Origin of the sequence: Lysinibacillus sp. FSL M8-0337, assembly GCF_038593855.1 — a bacterium.
GTDB classification, from domain to species: domain Bacteria; phylum Bacillota; class Bacilli; order Bacillales_A; family Planococcaceae; genus Lysinibacillus; species Lysinibacillus sphaericus_D.
Map to the genome: position 1 here is coordinate 3,741,853 of NZ_CP151996.1, position 17,063 is coordinate 3,758,915.

Consider the following 17,063-nt stretch of genomic DNA (forward strand, 5'->3'; position numbering starts at 1 on the left):
ACTGCGGTTCTAGTGACAAAATTGTTTGGGTGCCTGTCACCATTTTCGTCACCATTTTCGGCTAGCGCCGCCACCAGCAGATGATCCACCGCCAAAGCCGCCAAATCCTCCGCTACCGGAGCCGCCTCTGCCAAAACCACCACCAAAACCACCTGGATACCCTCCTCTTCCCCGTCCTCTTGAACGTGGTCCGCCTCCTCCATTGGAGAAGATAATGACGACGAGGACGAGAATCACGATTAGTACAAACATCCAAGTGGGCATCGATTCATCCTCTACTGTTTGAGTTGGCATTTGACCTTCCCAATGATATTCTTGTGCTACAGTTTGATACAATGCTGTATACGTCGCTTGAAATGCTTGGTCAATTTCACCATTACTTGCAGAAGGATAAAAAGCAGAATCCAATATCCGTCCTAATTTCCCATCTGGTAACGCTCCCTCAAGACCTTGGCCCACCGCGATCACCACATCATTTTTTCCTTGCCCTTGCCCAAATGTAGCCAATAGCAAAACGCCGTTGTTTTTCTGTGCATCACCAATGCCCCAAGCACGAATCAATTGGGTGGCATACATTTTAGCCTCTTGCCCATGAATACTATCCACCGTTACAATCATAATTTCAGCACCAGTGCCTTTATCTAACTGCTCTGAATAAGAATTGAGTTCTTCCTTTACAGGCGTTGATAGTACATTGGCAAAATCATGAATGTACGTATTTTTCATCGGTGTTGGGAATTGAGCATATGCATTGTTGACTGTTACAAGAAATATGAAACAAGCAAGTATTACGGTCAAACGCTTCATTATTGTTTACCTGAATCACTAAAATCTACTGCCGGCGCTTTTTCAGCCCCAGCTGCTGCCTTAAAGTATTCCTTTTGCTCGAAGCCAAACATACTTGCTACTATATTACCTGGGAAGCGTTTTACTATTTTATTAAAGCCTTGCACTTCATTATTGTAATCTTCTCGTGCTACTGCTAAACGATTTTCCGTGCCTGCAAGCTCATCCATTAATTGGCGGAAATTCGCATCTGCTTTTAAATTCGGATAATTTTCTACCACTACCAGCAATCGACTAAGCGCACCATTTAACGCATCATTGGCCATTGCTTGTTGCTCTGGTGTTTGTGCATTACCTAACTGCGCACGTGCCTCTGTTATGCTGGCAATGACTTCTTGCTCATGTTTTGCGTATCCTTTGACCGATTCCACTAAATTCGGAATTAGATCATAGCGGCGTTGTAGCTGATTTTCGACTTGAGCCCATTTTGAATCCACATTTTCCTCTGCCGTCACAAGGCTATTATATTTTGGAATAAATAATAAAGCGCATACACCTAAAATAATGATAATTATTGCGACAGGTCCAAGTACTTTTTTCAATTTTACAGCCTCCTTACTTTCTTTTCTTATACCTCTAATGTGTTGCAAAAAAACATCGCTATGCTAAATATATGCAAACAGATTTATGTCGTATGAAATATGGTGAACAAGACATACTAATTACTGCAACAAACTATACATTCAGGAGGCGTTTTTTTTGTCACAATCTTTTTATAATGAATCAAATGATGTAACATCATCAAACCAACAACAAAGCCTAAATCACGGTGGACATGAAGTAATGGACATGCATGAAGCAATTGGCGAAATTATTGCATGTCTGAATCAATCCATGCTTTTACGTCCGCAAGTAAAAGATCCAGAATTACTTAGCATTTTGGACAATCAATATAATTTCACACTCGGTATGTACAATACGATTGTGGAGTCATTTAAAACAGGGCATGATCCATCTGTGCCAACAGGTCGTTATGAAATGCAAACAGGAAACAACTTCCAATACGGCATTACACCTTCACAGCCGAAAAAGCCAATGCAAAATGTAAGTGAAATCAATGATGAAATCATTTCTGGCTTCTTGCTTGGTGCACATAAAGGGTCTGCTAAATGTTTAACGGCAGCAGCGACAGAAACAACAAATCCAGTTGTGCGTCGTGTTGTTGCAGATAGTATTCCCAACTGTATCGAAATGGCATACGAACTTTCTATTTACCAAAATAAGCATGGCTATTATCAAGTGCCGCAATACTCGCAACAAGATATGCGTGCAATGCTTGATTCGTTCGCTACTACTACAAATCCCCTCCATTAATAACAAAAAACCATTCATTGCGAAATGCGATGAATGGTTTTTCCTAATATTAAAGAACTTTCCCTAAAAAGGCTTTTGTTCGCTCATTTTGTGGATTACCAAAAATCTCTTCTGGCGTACCTTCCTCTACAATAAAACCACCATCCATGAACACAACACGATCGCCCACTTCTCGCGCAAAGCCCATTTCATGTGTGACTACAATCATTGTCATCCCTTCAGATGCTAGATTTTTCATAACATCTAATACTTCTTTCACCATTTCTGGGTCAAGTGCAGAAGTTGGTTCATCGAATAATATAGCCTTTGGTTTCATCGCTAACGCTCTAGCAATCGCTACTCGTTGTTGTTGTCCACCTGAAAGCTGTTCTGGATAGCTATAAGCTTTGCTATCAAGACCGACCTTTTTCAAAAGCTCATGACCTAATTGCTCTGCATCCGCACGACTCATTTTACGAATTTGCATTGGCGCCATTGTAACATTATCAATGACATTCATATGAGGGAACAAATTAAATTGTTGGAACACCATCCCGACTTCTGCTCGGATGGCATTAATATTTGTTTTTGGTGCATTTATCTTGATATCTTCTATATAAATGGCACCGTCCGTTACTTCTTCGAGCATATTGATGCAACGTAAAAAAGTACTTTTCCCTGACCCTGAAGGACCAATGACACAAACCACTTGCTTTTCTTGTATTTCGTAATCAATACCCTTCAATACTTCTAGCTTCCCAAAGTATTTGTGTAGGTTTTCAATTTTAATCATCTTGCTTCTCTCCCTTCTGCTTTACGAGGGACATAACTATTGCTAAATCGCTTCTCTATAAATGCGACTACCTTTGTTACAACATATGTTAAAACCAAGTATAGTAGGGCAGCGACAATATACGGTTCCCAGAAACGGAAGCTCGCACCCGCTACTACTTTACTTGCATATAAAATATCTGGTGCTGCAATAACCGTTACTAGAGAAGAATCTTTTAGTAACGCAATAAATTCGTTACCAAGTGGTGGAATCATACGTCTAAAAGCTTGTGGTAAAATTACTTTTTTCATCGCTTGATTGTGTGTTAAGCCAAGTGAACGTGCTGCTTCCATTTGCCCTTTATCAATGCTCTGAATACCCGCACGAAAAATTTCTGCATTATAAGCAGCACAGTTTAATACAAGTGCTGTAATACCAGAAACCATATAACCTAATGAATGACCAAAAATTGTTGGAATAACCGCTAAATGAATTAGTAAAATTTGCACAAGCATTGGTGTTCCACGGAATAAATCCACATATAGTTTAGATGGCCAGTAAATTAATTTATTTTGCGATAGTTTTCCTAAACCTAATAGTAAGCCTAAAATAATACCACCAAAATAACCGCTGAGTGTTAAAATGATTGTTATACCTATACCACGTATAAACATATCACGGTAGTTCCAAACTATGTCCCATTGTAAATCAAAGATGTCCATCAGAACCCCTACTTTCCCATTCAAATTCTCTACTATTAAATCCCCTAATAAATCAAATGAGCCGCTAGCATGATTAGGGCTAACGGCATCATTTATTACTTAAAGTCCTGACCAGTAATTTCTGCTAATTTACCATTGTCTTTAATTTTTTGTAGACCTTCATTTAATAGTTTTAATAACTCCGTATTGCCTTTTTTCACCATAAAGCCATAGTATTCTTTTTCAAATGCATCATCTTCAATTACTTTAAGTTTTGCATTTGGATTCGCCTTGATATATTCATAAATAACTGCATTGTCGCCAATTGTTGCATCTACGTTACCGTTTAACATTTCTTGAATAGCAACAGGTTGGTTTTCAAATGCCATGATGTTTGTACTTGCATCACCTTGTAATTTTTTTGCTGCCATATGACCCGTTGCATTAATTTGTACAGAAATCTTTTTATCTTTTAAATCTGCTAAAGACTTAATATTAGAATCTTCTTTTACAACGATTAATAATTGAGATTCATAATATGGTTCTGTAAAATCAAATGATGCTTTACGTTCTTCATTGATCGTAATACCAGAAGCACCGATATGTGTTTCACCATTTTTAATTGTTTGGAATACTGGCTCCCAGCCAATGTTTTCCCATTCTACTTTAAAGCCCATTTCATCCGCAATCGCTTGCAAAATATCGACATCTAATCCCACAATATTCCCTTTATCGTCAATTGACTCGAACGGTGCAAATGTAGCCTCTGTTCCTACCTTATACACCTTGTCCTTCGCGCCACCATCAGCCGGTGCATCGCCAGTAGATGTGTCTTCTTTAGCACCGCAGCCCGCTAGCACAAGCGTAAATGCCGCCACGATCATCAATAACGTCCAAAAACGTTTTTTCATAGTTTTTCCCCCTAAACATTTAATGATTTTCCGATCACTTCATTTTTCTCAATTCGGAAATGTTAGACTATTAGGTCAATTATAGTGTCAATAGAGTTGATATACAATACGATTTCGTATAAAAGTGATTATTTTTTCATAAAAATGAATTTTACTAAACATAATGAAGAAAAATTATGTAATAAAAACAAGATGTTCGTCGTAAAATGTATACTTATGCAATTTTAAGATTGTTTTTATACAGATTTTAGATATTTTGGAGCACAAAAAAAGAATCCCCTCAGATAGGATTCTTCTTTTGGGCTAGCGTGCTAGCCTCACGTTCGGTATGTTCACTAAAAAACTTTTTGGAGTTGTTGCTTTTTGAAGGTTTAGAAAGGAATAAATCTGGGAATAATGCCTACGGGACAATATTCCCTCCTATTCCTCTCTTTCTCCCCTAAGCAGGCTGCTAAACTACTTATAGGAGAACGAGCTATAAAAGTATATCAAATAATCAGTAAAATGGCGCCCTCGGAGGGAATCGAACCCCCAGTGCAAGAACCGGAATCTTACGTGTTATCCATTACACCACGAGGGCAATTGAACATAAAAAAAAAGTACTCACTCTAAGGCTTTACGGTAAAGCATCATGTAGATAACCCTCATTTCAGAAGCATACCTGCAAAATAGTGTACTGTACTTTAACTTACGACCTTTCCATTATACAAACGTCTTGCCCATTTTTCAACTATAAATTATTATTTTTGTTATGTATTTTATTTTTTAATATCAGCGTTAATATTTGACCTTCCCTGACTATAATGTGTATGATAAGGTTACAACTGAAATATAATGGATGATTTCAGTAAAAGTATTCGAATTTAGCTTTTTAAGGAGGATTTAACATGAATTTAATTCCTACAGTTATTGAACAAACAAGTCGTGGTGAACGTGCTTATGACATTTATTCACGACTACTAAAAGACCGTATTATCCTATTAGGTAGTGCGATTGATGACAACGTTGCAAACTCAATCGTTGCACAGCTTCTATTCTTAGAAGCAGAAGATCCAGATAAAGATATTTCTCTTTATATTAACTCACCAGGTGGTTCGATTACAGCTGGTATGGCAATCTACGATACAATGCAATTCATCAAGCCAAAAGTACAAACAATTTGTATTGGTATGGCTGCATCTATGGGTGCTTTCCTGCTTGCTGCTGGTGAACCTGGTAAACGTTATGCATTACCAAATGCAGAAGTAATGATTCACCAACCACTTGGTGGTGCACAAGGTCAAGCGACTGAAATTGAAATTGCGGCAAAACGCATTTTATTCCTTCGCGAAAAATTAAATGGTATTTTATCTGAACGTACAGGTCAGCCATTAGAAGTCATTTCAAGAGATACTGACCGTGATAACTTCATGACAGCTGAACGTGCGAAAGAATACGGCTTAATCGACCATATTTTTGTACGTAACGAACGCTAATTAGAAAAACCGCTAAGCTCAAATGACTTAGCGGTTTTTTTAATGGGTGCTAGGCTCTCACGTAAGACATAAAACATCCGCTCACTAGCGAGAGTCGCAACTTTCATTTGTGTCCGCCCAACGGCAATATCAAAAACCTCTAAGCTCTTATGACTTAGAGGTTTTTGATTAGTCTTCCTTTTCAATAAGCGCAGCTAAGGATGAAACCGCTTGCTCTGCATCGCTACCTTCACTGCTTAAAACAACCTTCGTGCCTTTTGCAATGGCTAAGCTCATTACACCCATAATGGATTTGGCATTTACTTTTTTATCGTCTTTCTCAAGAAAAATATCAGCGCTGAAACGATTTGCTTCCTGTACAAACAACGCTGCTTGTCTAGCTTGAAGTCCTAATTTTAATTTTACCTGGACTGTTTTTTCAGTCATTCGCAATACTCCCCTTCACTACCGTTCATCTATTAGTATTATATTACCTCACTTAACAGCAGAAGAACAATAAGCGATTGTGCTTGCTTTCATATCAAATACGCATGAAAACTTAACCGCCTATCTTTTCACCTCTTCTTAATGCATCTGCTATTTCGTCTATTTTACGCAATCGATGATTGACTCCTGATTTACTAACCGTTCCACTTGATACCATTTCACCAAGTTCTTTTAACGTCACATCTTGGTATTCCACACGTAGGCGTGCAATTTCGCGCAGTTTTTCTGGCAACTGATCCAAGCCAATGGAATTTTCGATAAATCGAATATTTTCTACCTGACGCAGTGCAGCACCTATCGTTTTATTCAAGTTTGCTGTTTCACAGTTGACAATCCGATTCACACTATTGCGCATATCGCGTAATATACGAACATCTTCAAATTTCATCATGGCTTGATGGGCTCCGACAATATTTAAAAAGTCGGAAATCTTTTCCGCTTCCTTTAAGTATGTCACAAAGCCCTTCTTGCGTTCAATGGTTTTTGCATTCAATTCAAATTCGTTCATTAAATCCATTAATGCCTCACCATGCTCTTTATACAAAGAATAAATTTCTAAATGATAGGCAGACGTTTCTGGATTATTTACCGAGCCACCTGCTAAAAACGCTCCACGTAAGTAGGCTCTTTTATGACCACTCTTTTTAATCAGCTCTTTAGAAATCGTATGATTAAATTGAAAATCATCTGAAATAATAGCTAAATTAATGAGCAATTCACGTGCACCCTCACGTACACGACATATATATACATTATTTTTTTTCAATCGCATTTTCTTACGTACAAGTAGCTCCACATTATATGGATACAACTTCTTCATTATCGTATAAAGCCTTCGTGCGATTGCAGCGTTTTCGGTTTGCACGTCTAAGCTAAGTTGTTTGTTAGCAAAAGATAACGAACCATTCATACGAATTAACGCGGATACTTCCGCTTTCATACAGTAATCGTCCGCTTCTACCTGTGTAAGCTCTTTTTTTGTTTCTGAAGCAAATGACATAGCACGCCCCCCTTTCGACCTTTATTTCTATGTATATGTTCATCTTACCATATACAACAAGCATTCTTTAGGACTCTATTGTAGGCTTCCTTACTTTTTGGGTAAGATTTTTGCATAATCCACAAGCCATTTTGCAACATTTGCCGCATTATGGCGAACTGTCCCATCAGGTCGAATGGTTGCAATATCTCGTTTAATAACTTCTAATCCCATACTTTCAAGCTTTCCAACATCAAATGTTACGGGCTCTGCACATTCTTCTTTATACAGTTCTTTAACAGGATGTGGCAGTTGCTCATCATTGACTAAAATAGAATCGATAAAAGAATTACCAACATGCTTGTGTATTGCTTGCACATGGTCCCCTGCTGTATAGGAAATTGTCTCACCTTTTTGAGTCATTAAATTACATACATAAATTTTGCGGCCCCTTGCTTTTACAACAGCCTCCCCAATTGCTTTCACAAGCAAATTCGGAATAATACTCGTATATAAGCTTCCAGGTCCTATTAAAATATAGTCTGCCCGATGAATTGCCCGTATTGCTTCTGGTAGCGGTTGCACATTTTCAGGCACTAAAAAAACGCGGTTAATGCGTTTTGATGCTGTCGGGATTTTAGACTCACCTTCAATTATTACGCCATCTTCTAACTCGGCATGTAAAGTAATCTTTTTATTAGCAGCTGGAATCACTCGCCCATGTACTTTTAGCACTTTTCCCATCTCACTAATAGCATGGCTAAAATCCCCAGTGATATCTGTTAAAGCCGTTAACATTAAATTACCTAAAGAATGACCGTTCAAATCATCTGATACTGAAAAACGATATTGAAACATTTGCTCAACAAGTGGCTCCACGTCTGATAATGCAGCGATGACATTGCGGACATCCCCAGGTGGGGGAATATCATAGTCATCACGTAGACGTCCTGAGGAACCACCATCATCCGCAACTGTTACGATTGCAGTGATATCAAACGGGTGATGCTTTAAACCACGCAGTAACGTGGAAAGGCCAGTACCACCACCTATTACAACTAGCCTTGTATGCTTTTTCCCCATTCACTCAATCCTTTCTTCGATTGATGTCACGGTGCGATATCACAGCATTTTCATTTTTGGCTAAGCAAGCACCAAAATATTCTGCCAACGTCACCGAACGATGCTGTCCTCCTGTACAACCAAAAGCAATGACAAGTTGTGATTTCCCCTCTTGTTTATAAAGCGGTACCATAAATTCAAACAAATCCGTTAGTTTTTGAATTAGGATTTGTGTATCCTCTAACGCTAATACATAAGAAGAAACTTCTGTTTGCAAACCTGTTTTATGGCGCAATTCCTCCACATAATATGGATTTTTTAAAAAGCGCACATCAAATACTAAATCTGCATCTATTGGCATACCATGTTTAAATCCAAAGGACATAATATTAATTGAAAAAGTATGATCTGCATCGCTTGCAAATTCATTGACAATTTTCTCGCGTAACTCTTTTGGTTTCATGTTGGAGGTATTATAAACAAATTTAGCGCGGCCCTTCACTTCAGATAGAAGTATACGTTCTTGTTTAATACCATCTAAAGGTAAACCGGTTACAGCTAATGGGTGTGCACGTCTTGTTTCCTTATATCGTCTTACAAGCGTCTGATCATCAGCATCTAAAAATAAAATCCGCGCAACAATATCGCCTTCTTTTAATATATGGTCAAGCGCACCAATGAGCGAATCGAAAAAGTCACCGCCACGCATATCCATGACCGCGGCAATACGTGTAATATTTTTACCTGAATCTCTAAGTAAAGTTAAAAAAGTTGTGAGTAACGCTGGTGGTAAATTATCAATACAGTAATACCCTAAATCCTCAAAGCTTTGAATAGCTACGGTTTTTCCAGCTCCAGACATTCCTGTAATAATGACCAATTCATGTGTACATTGTTGACTTTCAACCACCACTGTCATGCAGCTCCTTTATTGTTCTATTGATATTTGTATTTTTTCATAAAGTAATTCAAAATCCTTCGTGTATTCGAATGTACCGTACTGAATGCCTGATTGTGATACAGCAAATTGTAAATTTGTTCGGTCACCTTCAGCCATTGGCAAATGTTTCAAATCCTCAATTGGGTGCCATGCAAGCTTACCTTCTCTTGTTTCTTCGAATGGTACACCTTCTATATCCTTCGCTACAAAAGTATACAACATCCATTCATCTACCTTAACGTTATCTTCTTTAATAACCATCGTATAGACACCTTTTAAATGCGCTTTCAATGGGATTACATTTGTTTCTTCCTGAAACTCACGTAATGCGGCCTCATAAATAGACTCACCGCTCTCCATTTTTCCGCCTGGTGCTACATACCAGCCACGTCTCGGCTTTTGAAGTAATAATACTTGGCCGTCTTTTACGGCGATCAAGTTTGCAATTCTTTGCATAGGCACACCTCTAATCTCTTTTGCATTCTATTTTTTATTATAGCAAGACCTATCAGAGTTTGTCCTCATTTCACAACTATGGAATCTTGCGCAAAAAAATGATTATATCAACTTAATCCAAAGGGTTTTGAATTCATGCAGAAAAGGTAAACACATCTTTCAATAACCATTATTTTACACTACCCCTTATACAACTAGTATACAGTTTTCTACTGTAAGACATGACATATCCAAAAATAATAAGCATTACTATTGCGTAAAAAACCACTTCGCTTCCCGCGGGTACGACCTAAGCCACAGGAGTCTAAGTGGATTTAGCTACTTGCAACGCTTTAAGAATTCAGAATTGTTTGGGTGTCTGGCACTAAAAATAGGTTGCTCCCACCTGATTTAGGCGGAAACAACCTACTAAAAAAATAAAAGGGGGATTGCTAATTACAGTATTTATATTACACCTTTTATATGTCATTCAAGTTACAGCAATATTAAAACCGTATTAAAAATTTGTATTTTTTTCCGGTAATAACGGCCAATTACAATACACTTTCACAATTGTTTAGACCGTCACTTGGTATAACTTATTATGCGTTAATTTTTTCTAATAACTCTTCAACATAATGTTGTGCTGCTTGCGCTGCAATACTGCCATCGCCAGTCGCAGTAACGATTTGACGAAGCGTTTTTTCACGCACATCCCCAGCAGCAAAAATACCTGGTACATTTGTTTCCATATTGTCGTTAGTCACAATATAACCAGCTTCATTTAAAATGCCTAGAGATTCAAAAGGTTTTGTTAATGGCAACATCCCAATGTAAATAAATACGCCATCAGCCGCAAATTCAGATTCTGTGCCATCGACAGTTGATTGCAATGTAACGCTGCCTACTTTACCATCAGCTTCGTTAATTTCTTTCACTGTTGCATTCCAAATGAAATCAATTTTGTCGTTTGCAAATGCACGATCTTGTAGAATTTTTTGTGCACGTAATTTATCACGACGGTGAACAATTGTTACTTTATCAGCAAAACGCGTTAAATACACACCTTCTTCAACAGCAGAATCTCCGCCACCTACGACAACGAGATTTTTTTGTTTAAAGAATGCACCATCACATACGGCACAGTAGCTGACACCACGTCCACCAAGCTCTTTTTCGCCAGGTACACCCATTTTTTTATATTCTGCACCAGTAGAAAGGATAATTGAGCGTGTTTTATATTCCTTAGCACCAGATTTTATCGTTTTATATTCTTCACCATCAATGATTTCTGAGACATCACCGTAAGCATATTCAGCACCAAATTTTTTCGCATGTTCGAACATTTTAGTAGATAGCTCAGGCCCTAAAATAGTATCAAATCCTGGATAGTTTTCTACTTCTTCCGTATTCGCCATTTGTCCACCAGGGATACCACGTTCAATCATTAATGTTGAAAGATTTGCACGTGATGTATAAACAGCCGCAGTCATTCCGGCAGGACCTGCACCAATAATTACAACATCATAAATTTTTTCTTCTGACATACTTACTTCCTCCTAAACTTGTAATACTTTTTTATAATAACGTTCAGTATGTTCATCGTATGTGAAAGCTTGAAGTTATTCAACTAAGTTGCTCACAACTTCAATTTAACTCGTTGGTAAGTACATTAATATTTCATCTATATATTTCGATAATGTTGCTACAGATATGCCATATTGCTCTGCGATTTCTTTTTTCGTCACCTTCAGCATGCGAGATGAGCGGAATAAAAAGTCATTTGCACCTGCAATAGCAGCCGGATTTGTAAAGCGATAATTTTGACTAAGTGCTTGTTCACAAAGCACGAACCACATTTGGAACATCGGTGCGACGATTGTCGTCAATTTTCCATAGTGCTCCAACAAAATCTCGGGTACACGTACGGCTCTTAAAAAACTTGCCTCTACTTTGTTTTTCTCATCAAACTGATGGCCTAGTGCATAAGCTAAAAAAAGCTTTTCAAAAGCACCAAATTGCTCTACATCTATCCATTTAGGATGCGCAATGATTTCCTGCTTATGCGCTGTTCCTCGTAATAAAAATAAGCCAAATAAACGATCACTTATATACTCACTTTCAAGCTTCGCTACAATGAAGTCACGATCATGCTCTAATGCGTCAAGCTCATATGTATTTTCCTGCTGACGCCAAGGTTCAAAACCTTCTTTATCTGGATCTAACTCAAGCAACTGCTCCCAAGCATTTTTGGCAATATCATCGTAACCAGAAAAGTAGGCCGCATGAGATAACCAAAAGTAAAACCCTGGATCACCTAAATAACCACGCTTCTGCATGCTTCGTAGCCATTTAAATGCAGTTTCATATTGACCAATCAGTGCAAGCGTTGCGCCCAATTTGTAACGATGATCCCAAGCATAAGGTTGAATTTTCACCAATACTTCTAAAAGAGCATTTAATTCCTCATCATTTTTCTCATAGTAGGCAATAACCGTTAGATTACACAATGCATGGAGATTCCCTTTATTCTCACGCAAAACCGTGTTCAAAATCGCTTTAGCCTGTTCCGCTTCACCTACATAAAAATAAGCTAAAGCTAAATTATTGTACGCTGACCAAAATTCCGGTCTATCTTCTACTAATTGTTCTAAAATATTGATTGCTTCTGGAAAGTCACCCTTTTCCATGCAACGACGTGCTTGCTCCTGACGATATAAATCCTCGCCACTGCCCTCAAGCTCTTCATATTCATTGTGCTCAAAAGCAACAAAGTCTAATATCTCTGCCGCTTCATCCGCATATGCACCCTCAGGTTCCATTTCTAAGTATTGCTCTGCAAAGCGTTTGGCATCTTGAATAATGCCCACACATCCTGATACCTCAGCCATATAAAAAATAATTTCCGGCTCATTTGGGTCTAATTGATAGGCACGACGAAGCAGATCATAGGCTTCCTCAAAACCTTGACCTTCTAACTCTACAATCGCTAATTGCAATAAAATCATTGGATCATCTGGACTTAAATCTACAGCACGTTGTAAGTATTTATAGGCTTTGTCCATTTGACCACTATTCATTGCTTGAATTGATTTTTTATAATAATAGTCGCCTGTTGGAATGAACGATACGACATTCGTTTGCTTCTCTTTTTGACGTTTCTTTTCCAAAATATTTCCTCCGAAACAAGAAATAAGGAACGCATTATACGTTCCTTTTTACAGTAACTTATATTATACCATACAATAAGCGATATGCTGTTATTTCTCCTCGTGACGTTTTTCCAACACATGTAATACGTCAAAAACATTTACTTTTTGTTCTTGCAGTAAAACTAATAAGTGGTAAATTAAATCAGCCGCTTCCCATTTCACTTCTTCTGCATCACGATTTTTTGCACCAATAACTACCTCTGTAGCTTCTTCCCCAACTTTTTTACAAATTTTATCGATGCCTTTATCGAATAAATATGTAGTATATGCACCCTCTGGCATTTCTTGCTCACGTTTTTCAATTACTTTAACTAGCTCAGGGATAATACTAACCGAACCAACTTTTGCTTTTTCTTGCAGTACCTTCGTAAAGCAAGATGTTGTGCCATTGTGGCATGCAGGACCAGCAGGAAGTACTTCTACAACTAATGCATCGCCATCACAGTCTGCTTTAATGGACACTACTTTTTGTACGTTACCACTCGTCTCTCCTTTATGCCAAAGCGCTTCACGAGAACGTGAGTAAAACCATGTTTCGCCTGATTCTAATGTTTTTTCTAATGATTCTTTATTCATATAGGCTACAGTTAATACTTCTTTTGTATTGGCATCTTGCACAACTGCTGTCACAAGACCTTTATCGTCAAATTTAATGTTCTCTATCATCTTACTGCCACTCCTTTTTCACGTAAGTATTGTTTTACTTGCGCTACACTCGTTTCTTTGTAATGAAAAATGGATGCTGCAAGTGCTGCATCAGCATCAACATCGTCCGCTAATACTTCGTAAAAATGTTCGGCATTCCCTGCACCACCACTTGCAATGACTGGGACTGTCACGGCCTGTCGTACAGCCTTCGTTAAAGCTAAATCAAAGCCAGATTTTTCACCGTCTTGATTCATACTTGTTAATAAAATCTCACCAGCACCTAAACGGACAGCTTCTTTTGCCCACTCTATTACTTGCCAAGATGTTTTGTTGCGACCACCGTGTGTATAGACCATCCACGTGCCATCTTCTTCACTATAGCGCGCATCAATGGCAACAACAATACATTGTGCACCGAAATAGTCAGAACCTTCTTTAATCAGCGCTGGGCGTTCTAAGGCAGAAGTATTAACAGATACTTTGTCAGCTCCAGCGCGTAAAATACGCTTCATATCCTCTAACGAGCGAATACCGCCACCAACAGTAAATGGTATAGCTAGTGTCGCCGCAGTTTGGCGCACTACATCGACCATTGTTTCACGGCCTTCATGCGATGCGGAGATATCTAGGAAAACAAGCTCATCTGCACCTTGTTCATCATAAAACTTTGCAAGTTCTACCGGATCTCCTGCATCACGTAATGATACGAACTGTACACCTTTAACAACTCGTCCTTCCTTCACATCAAGACATGGAATAATACGTTTCGTTAGCACGCCGCCACCCCTTTTAACCATTGTTCTAATAAGTACACGCCTAACTCACCCGATTTTTCAGGATGGAATTGCATACCTGTGATCGAGCCTTTGGCAACAATCCCTGGGACTTCAATGCCATGGTAGTCAGCATAGGCCACTAGTTCTGTCGGTTCAATATTCGTCGCATAAAAAGAATGAACAAAATAAACGTGCTCGGCAGGTGCCTCGTCTTTGAGCCATGCTGGTCGATTTGTCACAATTAATTCATTCCACCCCATATGAGGCACTCGATAAGACTGCTCCCCCTGAATGCCGCTAAAACGTTGAATGCTACCTTTGAAGAAACCTAGTCCCTTCGTAGGTGTCACCTCTACGCTTTCCTCAAATAATAACTGCATACCTAAACAAATACCGAGCAATGGTCGACTTTCTGCTTGTACTTTTTGTAAATAGCAATCTAATTTTGTTTCAGCTAAACGTTTCATAGCATCGGGGAAAGCGCCCACACCTGGCAGTAACAGGGCATCAGCTTTATCTAGTTCCTGTTCTTGTGCTGTTACAATGACTTCACAGCCAAGTCGTTTTAGTGCTTGTTCAACACTAAATAAATTACCCATCCCATAGTCAATGACACCTATTTTCACGTTAACAGCCCCTTTGTAGAAGGTACACCTTTAACGCGAGGATCAATTTCAACTGCCGCATCAATGGCACGAGCTAATGCTTTAAAAATAGCTTCGATAATGTGGTGTGTATTATGACCATACGGTACGATAACGTGGACATTCATTCTTGCTTCAAGTGCGAATTTCCATAAAAACTCATGCACTAGCTCAGTATCAAAAGTTCCTACTTTCTCTTTTAGTTCAGGCACACGATACTCTAAATGTGGACGATTTGAACAATCGACAACAACTTGTGCCAGTGCATCATCCATTGGTACAAAGGCATTACCATAACGTTTAATGCCTTTCTTATCGCCGAGCGCTTGACGAATGGCTTGTCCTAATACAATGCCAAGGTCTTCCGTTGTATGGTGATCGTCAATATGCGTATCACCGTTCGCTTGAATTGTGCCATTAAATAGACCATGTTTAATAAATAAATCCAGCATGTGATCCATAAAACCAACACCAGTTTTGATATCCGCTTTGCCCTCGCCATCTAAGTCAATGGCAACTGAAATTTGCGTTTCATTTGTTTTGCGTTCTACCTTTGCGTAGCGTTTCTGTTCTGTCATCGTATTACTCCTTTTCCCATCCACGAGATTCTACAGCACGAGCATGGCCCTCTAAGCCTTCCATCCGAGCTAAGCGTGCAATTTTCGGGGCGTTCATTGCCCAAGTTTTTTCAGTATAATAAACGATGCTCGATTTTTTTACGAAGTCATCTACATTTAAGCCACTTGCAAAACGCGCTGTGCTGTTTGTTGGTAGCACATGGTTTGTGCCAGCAAAATAATCTCCAACAGGCTCGGAGCTATATCGACCGATGAAAATACCACCTGCATGGCGCACTTGCTCTGCCACCGCTTCGGCATTTTTAGTCACGATTTCTAAATGTTCAGGGGCTAATGAATTAATTGCCTCCACTGCATCTGACATCGTTTCAGCAATATAAATCGCGCCAAAATTTTCGATTGAGGCACGCGCTACTTCTTCACGTGGTAAAGTCGCTAATTGTCTTTCCACTTCAAGTGCTACATCGTGAGCAAGTTGCTCAGACGTTGTCACTAAAATGGCGCAGGCCATCTTATCGTGTTCTGCCTGTGATAATAGGTCTGCAGCTACCTCATCTGCAAAAGCTGTTTCATCTGCGATTACGGCAATTTCACTTGGTCCGGCAATCATATCAATCGCGACCTCACCAAATACTTCGCGTTTAGCAAGTGCAACGTAAATATTACCTGGACCCGTTATTTTATCGACGGCTTGAATTGTTTCCGTTCCATAGGCAAGTGCTGCAATTGCCTGTGCCCCGCCAATTTTATATACTTCTTCCACACCTAAAATATGAGCTGCGGCCAGTACACCAGCAGGTAATTTCCCGTCACGCCCCGCAGGTGATGTGATAACAATTCGCTTAACCCCAGCTACTTGAGCAGGAATAACGTTCATCAACACGGAAGAAGGATAGGCCGCTGTTCCTCCTGGAACGTAAAGACCTACTGCATCGAGTGCAGTAATTCGTTGCCCAAGCCAAGAGCCATCCGCTAATTCCAAACGATAGCCAGAACGTTTTTGTTGCTCATGATAAACGCGAATATTGTGGGCAGCTTCTGTTAAATCTGCAAATAATTGCGCGTCGATTGCCCCTACTCCCTCTTCAATCTCTGCCTTTGTAACACGTAAATTGTCTGGAGCAAAGCCATCCCATTTTTCTGTATATGTACGTATTGCGCTGTCACCTTGTGCTCGAACATCTGCCAATACTTGTCGTACAATTTTTAATTGTTCTTCGTTGCCACCTTCAAGTGGTCGTTTCAAGGAAATACCTTTTGCTAACTTTGTGATTTTCATGGAAAAAGTCTCCTTTAAATTTCTAG

Annotated in this window: 19 protein-coding genes and 1 tRNA gene; 2 read left to right on the plus strand and 18 right to left on the minus strand. The window is 39.1% G+C overall.

The genetic code is table 11. The features are described 5' to 3' along the window. Positions 1-48: 48 nt before the first annotated feature. Together MKY08_RS18235 and MKY08_RS18240 are read right to left on the minus strand one after the other, a co-directional pair. Positions 49-807 carry a TPM domain-containing protein gene (locus MKY08_RS18235; protein ID WP_069514520.1) on the minus strand — a complete coding sequence of 253 codons (759 nt, stop codon included), beginning with the start codon at positions 805-807 and terminating at the stop codon, positions 49-51. Then, on the minus strand, positions 807-1,388 hold the full coding sequence (locus tag MKY08_RS18240; RefSeq protein WP_069514523.1) for a LemA family protein: 582 nt from the start codon (positions 1,386-1,388) through the stop codon (positions 807-809). The genes MKY08_RS18235 and MKY08_RS18240 overlap by 1 nt, the downstream gene beginning before the upstream one ends. Before the next feature lie 157 nt (positions 1,389-1,545). Here MKY08_RS18240 and MKY08_RS18245 point away from each other — a divergent pair, with 157 nt between their 5' ends. Next, positions 1,546-2,160: a spore coat protein gene (locus tag MKY08_RS18245; RefSeq protein WP_069514527.1), complete on the plus strand. Its 615-nt coding sequence runs from the start codon at positions 1,546-1,548 to the stop codon at positions 2,158-2,160. 49 nt (positions 2,161-2,209) lie between these two features. Here the strand turns inward: MKY08_RS18245 and MKY08_RS18250 are convergent, their stop codons facing one another. The 4 genes from MKY08_RS18250 to MKY08_RS18265 all read right to left on the minus strand — a co-directional run bounded on the left by MKY08_RS18250 (position 2,210) and on the right by MKY08_RS18265 (position 5,103). Continuing rightward, the gene (locus MKY08_RS18250; protein ID WP_024363904.1) at positions 2,210-2,932 is read right to left on the minus strand and encodes an amino acid ABC transporter ATP-binding protein; all 723 of its coding nucleotides are present in this window, start codon (positions 2,930-2,932) and stop codon (positions 2,210-2,212) included. Further along, positions 2,929-3,633: an amino acid ABC transporter permease gene (locus MKY08_RS18255; RefSeq protein ID WP_024363903.1), complete on the minus strand. Its 705-nt coding sequence runs from the start codon at positions 3,631-3,633 to the stop codon at positions 2,929-2,931. Before MKY08_RS18255 ends, MKY08_RS18250 begins: the two co-directional genes overlap by 4 nt. Positions 3,634-3,728: 95 nt before the next feature. Further along, on the minus strand, positions 3,729-4,523 hold the full coding sequence (locus tag MKY08_RS18260; RefSeq protein WP_069514530.1) for a basic amino acid ABC transporter substrate-binding protein: 795 nt from the start codon (positions 4,521-4,523) through the stop codon (positions 3,729-3,731). A gap of 505 nt (positions 4,524-5,028) precedes the next feature. Then, positions 5,029-5,103: transfer RNA gene (locus tag MKY08_RS18265), tRNA-Arg, on the minus strand. Positions 5,104-5,410: 307 nt separating this feature from the next. Here MKY08_RS18265 and clpP point away from each other — a divergent pair. Then, positions 5,411-5,998, plus strand: a complete 588-nt coding sequence (clpP, locus tag MKY08_RS18270) for an ATP-dependent Clp endopeptidase proteolytic subunit ClpP (protein WP_024363901.1) — start codon at positions 5,411-5,413, stop codon at positions 5,996-5,998. Between the two features lie 168 nt (positions 5,999-6,166). Here the strand turns inward: clpP and MKY08_RS18275 are convergent, their stop codons facing one another. The 12 genes from MKY08_RS18275 to hisD form a co-directional block, all read right to left on the minus strand. After that, positions 6,167-6,424, minus strand: coding sequence for an HPr family phosphocarrier protein (locus MKY08_RS18275; RefSeq protein ID WP_024363900.1), 258 nt, complete (start codon positions 6,422-6,424; stop codon positions 6,167-6,169). 112 nt (positions 6,425-6,536) lie between these two features. Further along, entirely contained in the window at positions 6,537-7,484 is a 948-nt protein-coding gene (gene whiA / locus MKY08_RS18280; protein WP_024363899.1) for a DNA-binding protein WhiA, read from the minus strand. 90 nt (positions 7,485-7,574) lie between these two features. Then, positions 7,575-8,546 (minus strand): YvcK family protein, encoded by a 972-nt coding sequence (locus MKY08_RS18285; protein WP_069514536.1) that lies wholly within the window; start codon positions 8,544-8,546, stop codon positions 7,575-7,577. Positions 8,547-8,550: 4 nt separating this feature from the next. Continuing rightward, on the minus strand, positions 8,551-9,444 hold the full coding sequence (gene rapZ / locus MKY08_RS18290; RefSeq protein WP_069514539.1) for an RNase adapter RapZ: 894 nt from the start codon (positions 9,442-9,444) through the stop codon (positions 8,551-8,553). Positions 9,445-9,453: 9 nt separating this feature from the next. After that, the gene (locus tag MKY08_RS18295; protein ID WP_069514543.1) at positions 9,454-9,921 is read right to left on the minus strand and encodes an 8-oxo-dGTP diphosphatase; all 468 of its coding nucleotides are present in this window, start codon (positions 9,919-9,921) and stop codon (positions 9,454-9,456) included. 581 nt (positions 9,922-10,502) lie between these two features. Beyond that, positions 10,503-11,447: a thioredoxin-disulfide reductase gene (gene trxB, locus MKY08_RS18300; RefSeq protein WP_024363895.1), complete on the minus strand. Its 945-nt coding sequence runs from the start codon at positions 11,445-11,447 to the stop codon at positions 10,503-10,505. A gap of 105 nt (positions 11,448-11,552) precedes the next feature. Beyond that, complete coding sequence (locus tag MKY08_RS18305) at positions 11,553-13,070, minus strand: tetratricopeptide repeat protein (RefSeq protein ID WP_024363894.1); 1,518 nt, start codon at positions 13,068-13,070, stop codon at positions 11,553-11,555. Between the two features lie 90 nt (positions 13,071-13,160). Continuing rightward, a complete protein-coding gene (gene hisIE, locus MKY08_RS18310; RefSeq protein WP_069514546.1) occupies positions 13,161-13,778 on the minus strand; it encodes a bifunctional phosphoribosyl-AMP cyclohydrolase/phosphoribosyl-ATP diphosphatase HisIE in 618 nt (205 codons plus the stop codon). Next, complete coding sequence (hisF, locus tag MKY08_RS18315; protein WP_069514549.1) at positions 13,775-14,536, minus strand: imidazole glycerol phosphate synthase subunit HisF; 762 nt, start codon at positions 14,534-14,536, stop codon at positions 13,775-13,777. Before hisF ends, hisIE begins: the two co-directional genes overlap by 4 nt. Then, a complete protein-coding gene (hisH, locus tag MKY08_RS18320; RefSeq protein WP_069514552.1) occupies positions 14,530-15,162 on the minus strand; it encodes an imidazole glycerol phosphate synthase subunit HisH in 633 nt (210 codons plus the stop codon). The genes hisF and hisH overlap by 7 nt, the downstream gene beginning before the upstream one ends. Continuing rightward, positions 15,159-15,758: an imidazoleglycerol-phosphate dehydratase HisB gene (hisB, locus tag MKY08_RS18325; RefSeq protein WP_069514555.1), complete on the minus strand. Its 600-nt coding sequence runs from the start codon at positions 15,756-15,758 to the stop codon at positions 15,159-15,161. The genes hisH and hisB overlap by 4 nt, the downstream gene beginning before the upstream one ends. A gap of 4 nt (positions 15,759-15,762) precedes the next feature. Continuing rightward, positions 15,763-17,037, minus strand: a complete 1,275-nt coding sequence (gene hisD, locus MKY08_RS18330; RefSeq protein WP_069514558.1) for a histidinol dehydrogenase — start codon at positions 17,035-17,037, stop codon at positions 15,763-15,765. Positions 17,038-17,063: the final 26 nt, after the last annotated feature.